Raw genomic sequence first — 6,940 nt, 5'->3', positions numbered from 1 at the left:
AGCTCGTCCTCGATCATCGCGGCCTCCCACTCCTCGGGGCCGACCAGCGGCAGCCGCACGCGGGGGCTGCCGATCCGGCCCAGCCCGTGCAGGACGTACTTCGTCGACACGGTGCCGGGCACGTGGGTCATGAGGGCGCGCACCAGCGGCTCGAGGCGCTGGTGCTCGGCGGTCGCCGCGGCGAGGTCGCCGCGGTTAAAGGCATCCACGATCACGCGGTACGGCTGGGCCGCGACGTTCGCCGTCACGCCGATGAGCCCGGTCGCGCCGATCGCCTGATGAGGCAGCACGTTGGAGTCGTCGCCCGAGAAGTACATGAGGTCGGTATGGTTGAGCACGCGGCTCACCTCGCTGAAGTCGCCCTTGGCGTCCTTGATGGCGAGGATGTTCGGATGCTTGGCCAGCCGCAGGATCGTCTCGTACTTGATCGGCACGCCGGTGCGGCCGGGGATGTCGTACAGGATCACCGGCAGGTCGGTCGCGTCGGCGACGAGGCGGAAGTGCGTGAGGATGCCCGCCTGCGTGGGCTTGTTGTAGTACGGCGTGACGATCATGATGCCGTCGGCGCCGGCCTTCTCGCTGGCCTTGTAGAGCTCGATGGCGTGCGCGGTCTCGTTGGAGCCGCCGCCCGTGATGATCTTCGCCCGTCCGGCCGAGACATCCTTGCCCACCTCGACCAGGCGGAGCTTCTCCGCGTCGGTGAGGGTCGACGTCTCACCCGTGGTGCCGGTGACGACGATGCCGTCGGCGCCCGAGGTGATGACGTCGTCGATGTGCTTCTCGACAGCGGGCCAGTCGACCTCGCCGTCGGCCGTCATGGGGGTGACGAGCGCGACGAGCACCTGTCCGAAGGGGTTGCCCGTATGCGTCATGAGTTCAGGTTATCGGGATGCCGCACCCGCCGCGTACGGGCGGCCTCCGATGACGGGCCGTTCAGCGCCCGCGTTCGCCGATGCGGGCCGCCAGCGACGGGGGCGCGAACCGCGCGAGCGTGACGAGCGCCTTGTACCGCAGGGACGGGATCGACACGGCCGCGCCGCGGGCGGCGTCGCGCAGCGACTCGGCGACGACGTCGCTCGCCTGCAGCCACATGGCCTCGGGCACGCCCTCCTGACCGGGGCCGAGGCCCATCCGCTCGTGGAAGTTCGTGTGGGTGTACCCCGGACACACCGCCGTCACGGTGACGCCGCGCGACCGGTAGCGGCCGTTCGCCCAGCGGCTGAAGCTGACGAGCCATCCCTTGCACGCGCCGTACGTGGAGCGCGGGATGAACGCGGCCACCGAGGCCACGTTGATGACCCGGCCGTGGCCGCGCTCGAGCATCGCCCGCAGCGCCGCGTGCGTGAGGCGCATCGGCACCTCGATGTGCAACTGCAGGTGGCGCACCTCGTCTTCGATGTCGTTGGTCTCGAAGGCGAGCGGGAGCCCGAAGCCGGCGTTGTTCACGAGGATCTCGACGGGCCGGTCCCGATCGGCGACGCGGGCCACGACCTTGTCGCGCTGACGGGGCTTGAGCAGGTCGGCCGCGAGCACCTCGACGTCCACGCCGTAGAGCCTCCGCAGGCGGGTGGCGAGCTCGTCGAGCGCCTCGCGGTCGCGTGCGACGAGCACGAGGTCGGCGCCCTTGGCCGCCAGCTGCCGCGCGTACTCGGCGCCGAGCCCGGAGCTCGCGCCGGTGATGAGTGCCGTCTTGCCCATGCGCGCCAGCCTATTGCCGCGCTAGGGGGTGCGCACGAGAGAGAGGAAGCGATAGCGGATGCCGGAGCTCGAGGTCGCCCACTCCCCCTGACCGCCCGCCGCCGGCGTCCACGCCGAGCGATCCGGCGCACGTGTGTCGCCCTCGACGTCGAGGTCGAGCTCGGTGACCTCGAGGCGGTCGGCGTAGGCCATCGCCTCGCGGTACAGCTGGCCGCCGCCGATGACCCAGATCCACTCGGCGTCGCTCGTCCCCGCCAGGCTCAGCGCGGCCTCGAGCGACGCTGCGCGCTCGGCGCCGGCATCCTGCCAGTCCTGCTGACGGGTGACCACGATGTTGCGCCGCCCGGGCAGCGGGCGGAAGCGCGCCGGGAACGACTCCCACGTGCGGCGGCCCATCACGACCGGCGCCCCGAGCGTGATCGCCTTGAAGTGCGCCAGATCCTCGGGCACGTGCCAGGGCATGCCGCCCTGAGCGCCGATCACGCCGTCGTGCGCCTCGGCCCAGATCAGGCCGACACGGCTGAGGCCTGTGCGCGCCGTCATACCGCGACCGCGGCGCGGATCGCGGGGTGGTGCTGGTAGTCCTCGACGACGAAGTCGTCGTACCGGTAGTCGAAGATCGAGTCGGGCTTGCGTGCGAACCGCAGCGTCGGGTACGGGTAGGGATCGCGCGTCAGCTGCTCGCGCACCTGCTCGACGTGGTTGTCGTAGATGTGGCAGTCGCCGCCGGTCCAGACGAAGTCGCCCGGCTCCAGCCCCGTCTGCTGCGCGACCATCAGGGTCAGCAGCGCGTACGACGCGATGTTGAAGGGGACGCCGAGGAAGAGGTCGGCGCTGCGCTGATAGAGCTGGCACGACAGCCGGCCGTCGGCGACGTAGAACTGGAACAGCGCATGACACGGCGCCAGCGCCATGTCGGGGATGTCGGCCGGGTTCCACGCCGACACGATGAGCCGCCGAGAGTCCGGATTCGTGCGGATCTGCTCGATCACCTGCGAGATCTGGTCGATGCTGCCGCCCGACGGCGTCGGCCACGACCGCCACTGCACCCCGTAGACGGGCCCGAGCTCGCCGGCGGCATCCGCCCACTCGTCCCAGATCGTGACGCCGTTCTCCTGCAGCCAGGCGACGTTGGACTCGCCGCGCAGGAACCACAGCAGCTCGTAGGCGATCGACTTGAAATGGACCCGCTTGGTCGTGATGAGCGGAAAGCCCTGCGACAGGTCGAACCGGATCTGCCGCCCGAACGCGCTCGTCGTGCCCGTTCCGGTGCGGTCGTCCTTGTGCGTGCCGTGTTCGAGCACGTCGCGCAGCAGGTCCTCGTAGGGGGTGGGGATCGGCGTCGTCACGGCTGCCACGATACCCGCGCCGCCGCGGCGCGGGCATCGTCCCTCGCCGCGGCGGAGTGTTACGGCCGTCGCGTCATATTCACGCATCCGGACCCGGGGCAGCCGAAAGGGGTTAGCCTGATCTGCTGTGACCCTCGTCGGTGCCGTGATCGTGCTGGTGCTGCTGCTCGCCGGCAGCGCGGTCCTCGGCGTCCTCCTCAACCGTCGCGCCACGCGCCCGCGCCACGATGTCGCGCACGAGGTCATCGAGCCGCACCGTCTGGGCGCCGACGGGCTGGGCGAGGTCGCGACACTGCTTCAGTTCAGCACCGAGATGTGCGCCCGCTGCCCCGGCGTCCACCGCGTGCTCTCGGCGGTCGCCGACGACCATGAAGGCGTGCGGCACCTCGACGTCGACCTCACTCATCGGCCCGACATCGCCCGGCACTTCCATGTGCTGCAGACTCCGACGACGCTCGTGCTCGATCGTCACGGCGTCGTGCAGACCCGCTTCGGGGGTACCCCCGGCCGTGACGTGCTCGAACTCGAGCTCAACCGTCTGATCGCGGAGGATGCGAATGTCTGATCGAGCGGTCCCCACGCCCTCGCGGTCCCGCCCGCCCCGCGGGACGGTCGACCCCCGCGCGCCGCGCTTCGCCGCAGCCATCACGTCGGTCCTCCTGCTGATCACCGTGTTCTTCGGGCTCACCGGCCTGTCGACCGCCCAGGCCTCCGACGGCGCCTGGCTGATCACCCAGGCGAGCGTCACAGAGCGCATCCTCGACCCGGGCTTCCTCCTGCTGCTGCTCGCCGCAGTCCTGTTCCTGTGGAGCGTCGCCTGGCCCCGCACCGCACCGTGGGGCGCGCTGTACCGCAAGGCCGTCGCACCGCGCCTGGCACCGCCGACGGAGTGGGAGGACGCCCGTCCCCCGCGCTTCGCGCAGGGCGTCGGCCTGTTCGTCTCGGCCATCGGCCTCGTGCTGCAGCTGTTCGGGGTGCCCTGGGCACTGCCCATCGCGGCGGCCATGGCCTTCGTCGCAGCGTTCCTCAACGCCGTGTTCGGTCTGTGCCTCGGCTGCCAGCTGTACCTGCTGCTGCAGCGTGCCGGCATCCTCGGACGGGCGCGGCCCGCCTCGGTCTGACGCCCAGCCGCCCGGGCGCCGCGCCCGGGTCGACCGTCACCATCGCGCCGCGGCATCCCTCGCGATTAGGCTGACGCGTGACGTCCGGAACACGGACGCGCCACGAGCGAGGAGGCCCCCATGACCGTCACCAGCGAAGCCAAGAGCACCTGGAAGGGCAGCCTGTTCGAAGGCGCGGGCGAGGTCTCTCTCGCCTCATCGGGCGCCGGCACGTTCGCCGTCAACTGGAAGGCCCGCAGCGAAGGCTCCACGAGCGTCACCACGCCAGAAGAGCTCATCGCCGCGGCGCACGCGTCCTGCTTCAACATGGCGCTGTCCAACGCCCTCGCCGAGAACGGCACACCGCCCGAGCAGGTCGACACGACGGCGTCCGTGACGTTCAAGCCCGGCACCGGCATCACCGGCAGCCACCTCAACGTCAATGCCGTCGTGCCCGGCCTGTCGCCCGAGGACTTCGAGCGCATCGCGCAGGGCGCCAAGGCCGGCTGCCCCGTCTCGCAGGCGCTCGCGGGCGTCGAGATCACCCTCGAGGCGACGCTTGCCTGATTCCTCTCGTCGCGCCGGCGCCGGCCGCGTGGTCGTCGCCGGCGCATCGGGGCTCATCGGCCGGGCCCTCGCCGAGAGCCTCCGCGCCGACGGGCTCGAGGTGACGACGCTCGTGCGCCGCCCGGCCGAGGCCGCCCACGAGGTGGAGTGGCTCACGACGCAGGCGCCGCTCGATCCGTCCGTGCTCGACGGCGCGGATGCGGTGGTCGGGCTCAACGGCGCGAGCATCGGACGCTTCCCGTGGACCCCGGCGTACAAGAGCACGCTGCTGTGGTCGCGCATCACGCCGACGCGCGCCCTGGCGCGCGCGGTGCGAGAGCTCGGGACGGATGCTCCGCACTTCGTGTCGGCGTCGGCCGTCGGCTACTACGGCTCGGTGCCGGGTGCACGGCTGGACGAGACCGCTCCGCGCGGCGAGTCGTTCCTCGCCGACCTGTGCGGCGAGTGGGAGTCGGCGGCGCTCGGCGCCGGACCGGACGCGCGGGTCTCGATCGTGCGCACCGCCCCCGTGGTCCACGCCGAGGGGGTGCTCAAGCCGCTGCTCGTCCTCACCCGGCTGGGCGTTTCGGGACCGATCGGGCGCGGCACGCAGGTGTGGCCATGGATCTCGCTCGACGACGAGGTCCGAGCGATCCGCCACGTCATCGACAAGGGGCTCACCGGCCCGGTGAATCTGAGCGGTCCAACGCGCGCCACCGCCAACGACCTGGGCTTCGCGCTGGCCGTGCGCATGAACCGGCCGTACCTGCTGCACGCTCCGGTGTGGGGCATGAAGCTCGTGCTCGGCGCCGACGCGACCGAGGCGCTGCTCACGACCGACGCGCATGTGGTGCCCGACGCGCTGACCGCGTCAGGGTTCGCCTTCACGCACCCGACCGTCGAGGACGCCGTCGCCGCGGCGGTGCCGCCGGCTTCCTGACCCGACGTCAGCGGGGGCGATCCGCCTTCTCGAGCCGGATCGCCGTGCGCACGGCCTCGCGCGCACGGCGCCGATCGCCGGCTGCGTCGTACGCGACGCCGAGCCGATACCAGACCCGCCAGTCGTCGGGGTGCGCCTCGGCGGCCGCCCGGTACGCCGGGAAGACGGCATCCGCGTCCTCGCGCATCACGCGACCGCTCGGGCGCACCGACACGATCTCGTCGGGCAGCGCGCCCTCGGATTCCAGACGCCGGCCGAGCTGCTCGGCGCGGACGCCGAACCACAGTTCCCGGCCGAGCGCCCACGTCGCGATGAGCGGCAGCACGACGAGCGCCACCCCCATCGCGATGCCCACGGGGTCGCCGCTGATCAGCAGCAGCCACGCGCGCTGCCCCACCAGCACGATGTACAGCGCGAGCAGCGCCGCCACGACGGCGACGCCGATGCGTGCGCTCATCGTCCGTTCGCGAAGGTCTCGGTGGCCCGCGCGACCTGGCCGGGCACGCCGCCCTCGTCGACGGGCGCGTCGTCGTCCGGTGTCGCCGGGCGTCCGAGGCCGATGTCGATCAGGCTGTCGAGGCCGACCGTGACACCCTTCGCGTCGCGGGCCGCGGCGAGGGCGAGGCGGATGCCGGAGGCATAGGCCTGCGCCGGCTCCACGGTGTCGTGCACGATCGTGAGCGACTCCCCCGCACCCGAGAGGATCGTCTCCTGCCGGGCGACGACACCGGGACGGCGGAGCGAGTGGATCGGGACGCTGGCGACCTGCTGGCCGCGGGCGCGCTGGTCGACGTGCGGCGATTCGACGGGGCCGACGGCCTCGCGCGCGGCGGCGATGAGCTCGGCCGTCCGCACGGCGGTGCCGCTCGGCGAGTCGATCTTGGTCTCGCGGTGCGACTCGACGATCTCGATGGACGGGAAGAACGGTGCGGCGGCAGCGGCCAGGGCGGAGCCGAGCACCGAGCCGAGCGAGAAGTTCGGGATGAAGACCGCGCCGGTGCCGGCTGCCTCGACGAGGGGCCGGACGAGGGCGATGCGCTCGGCGGACCATCCCGACGTGCCGATCAGCACGTTGACGCCCCGCTCGATGGCCGCCCGCACGACGTCGATCGACACGGCGGGCGTCGACGCGTCGACGACGAGATCGGCGCCGTCGAGCTCCGACAGCTCGGAGCGCGAGGTGAGCACGGCCGTGATCTCGAAGCCGGGCTCGGACTCGACGACCTCGCGGATGATGCCGCCCAGCTTTCCGGTTCCGCCGACGATGGCCACGCGTGTCGTCATGCCCTCCATCCTAGGCGGCGCCT

Annotated in this window: 10 protein-coding genes; 4 read left to right on the top strand and 6 right to left on the bottom strand. The window is 71.9% G+C overall.

All coding sequences use genetic code 11. The features are described from left to right. The 4 genes from dapA to ACTHNQ_RS04780 all read right to left on the bottom strand — a co-directional run. A partial coding sequence (gene dapA / locus ACTHNQ_RS04795; protein ID WP_440331567.1) for a 4-hydroxy-tetrahydrodipicolinate synthase occupies positions 1 to 872 on the bottom strand: 872 nt, incomplete at its 3' end. Between the two features lie 61 nt (positions 873 to 933). Beyond that, positions 934 to 1,698, bottom strand: coding sequence for an SDR family NAD(P)-dependent oxidoreductase (locus ACTHNQ_RS04790; RefSeq protein ID WP_440331566.1), 765 nt, complete (start codon positions 1,696 to 1,698; stop codon positions 934 to 936). A 21-nt stretch (positions 1,699 to 1,719) separates the two neighbouring features. Then, the gene (locus tag ACTHNQ_RS04785) at positions 1,720 to 2,241 is read right to left on the bottom strand and encodes a dihydrofolate reductase (RefSeq protein ID WP_440331564.1); all 522 of its coding nucleotides are present in this window, start codon (positions 2,239 to 2,241) and stop codon (positions 1,720 to 1,722) included. Further along, complete coding sequence (locus ACTHNQ_RS04780) at positions 2,238 to 3,047, bottom strand: thymidylate synthase (protein WP_440331563.1); 810 nt, start codon at positions 3,045 to 3,047, stop codon at positions 2,238 to 2,240. Before ACTHNQ_RS04780 ends, ACTHNQ_RS04785 begins: the two co-directional genes overlap by 4 nt. A gap of 127 nt (positions 3,048 to 3,174) precedes the next feature. Between ACTHNQ_RS04780 and ACTHNQ_RS04775 the strand changes: the two genes are divergently transcribed. From ACTHNQ_RS04775 to ACTHNQ_RS04760, 4 genes are all read left to right on the top strand, one after another. Then, the gene (locus ACTHNQ_RS04775) at positions 3,175 to 3,612 is read left to right on the top strand and encodes a TlpA family protein disulfide reductase (RefSeq protein WP_440331561.1); all 438 of its coding nucleotides are present in this window, start codon (positions 3,175 to 3,177) and stop codon (positions 3,610 to 3,612) included. Further along, positions 3,605 to 4,168 carry a DUF4395 domain-containing protein gene (locus tag ACTHNQ_RS04770; RefSeq protein ID WP_440331560.1) on the top strand — a complete coding sequence of 188 codons (564 nt, stop codon included), beginning with the start codon at positions 3,605 to 3,607 and terminating at the stop codon, positions 4,166 to 4,168. The genes ACTHNQ_RS04775 and ACTHNQ_RS04770 overlap by 8 nt, the downstream gene beginning before the upstream one ends. A 120-nt stretch (positions 4,169 to 4,288) precedes the next feature. Continuing rightward, positions 4,289 to 4,714 (top strand): OsmC family peroxiredoxin, encoded by a 426-nt coding sequence (locus ACTHNQ_RS04765; RefSeq protein ID WP_440331558.1) that lies wholly within the window; start codon positions 4,289 to 4,291, stop codon positions 4,712 to 4,714. Continuing rightward, complete coding sequence (locus ACTHNQ_RS04760; protein WP_440331556.1) at positions 4,707 to 5,633, top strand: TIGR01777 family oxidoreductase; 927 nt, start codon at positions 4,707 to 4,709, stop codon at positions 5,631 to 5,633. Before ACTHNQ_RS04765 ends, ACTHNQ_RS04760 begins: the two co-directional genes overlap by 8 nt. Positions 5,634 to 5,640: 7 nt before the next feature. On the opposite strand, the gene ACTHNQ_RS04755 is transcribed toward ACTHNQ_RS04760, so the two are convergent. Continuing rightward, positions 5,641 to 6,090 carry a tetratricopeptide repeat protein gene (locus ACTHNQ_RS04755; RefSeq protein ID WP_440331555.1) on the bottom strand — a complete coding sequence of 150 codons (450 nt, stop codon included), beginning with the start codon at positions 6,088 to 6,090 and terminating at the stop codon, positions 5,641 to 5,643. Then, the gene (gene dapB / locus ACTHNQ_RS04750; RefSeq protein ID WP_440331553.1) at positions 6,087 to 6,917 is read right to left on the bottom strand and encodes a 4-hydroxy-tetrahydrodipicolinate reductase; all 831 of its coding nucleotides are present in this window, start codon (positions 6,915 to 6,917) and stop codon (positions 6,087 to 6,089) included. Before dapB ends, ACTHNQ_RS04755 begins: the two co-directional genes overlap by 4 nt. Positions 6,918 to 6,940 lie beyond the last annotated feature (23 nt).

The sequence above is a fragment of the Microbacterium sp. genome, from assembly GCF_051953575.1.
GTDB lineage: Bacteria > Actinomycetota > Actinomycetes > Actinomycetales > Microbacteriaceae > Microbacterium.
Note: the sequence above shows the minus strand (reverse complement) of the source record. Positions and strands in the feature narration are given on the sequence as shown.

What these genes read in the sequence shown, in the direction of transcription:
- ACTHNQ_RS04755 (WP_440331555.1), bottom strand. Translation starts at nt 6,090, where the DNA reads ATGAGCGCACGCATCGGCGTCGCCGTCGTGGCGGCGCTGCTCGCGCTG.
- ACTHNQ_RS04770 (WP_440331560.1), top strand. Translation starts at nt 3,605, where the DNA reads ATGTCTGATCGAGCGGTCCCCACGCCCTCGCGGTCCCGCCCGCCCCGC.
- dapB (WP_440331553.1), bottom strand. Translation starts at nt 6,917, where the DNA reads ATGACGACACGCGTGGCCATCGTCGGCGGAACCGGAAAGCTGGGCGGC.
- ACTHNQ_RS04790 (WP_440331566.1), bottom strand. Translation starts at nt 1,698, where the DNA reads ATGGGCAAGACGGCACTCATCACCGGCGCGAGCTCCGGGCTCGGCGCC.
- ACTHNQ_RS04765 (WP_440331558.1), top strand. Translation starts at nt 4,289, where the DNA reads ATGACCGTCACCAGCGAAGCCAAGAGCACCTGGAAGGGCAGCCTGTTC.
- ACTHNQ_RS04785 (WP_440331564.1), bottom strand. Translation starts at nt 2,241, where the DNA reads ATGACGGCGCGCACAGGCCTCAGCCGTGTCGGCCTGATCTGGGCCGAG.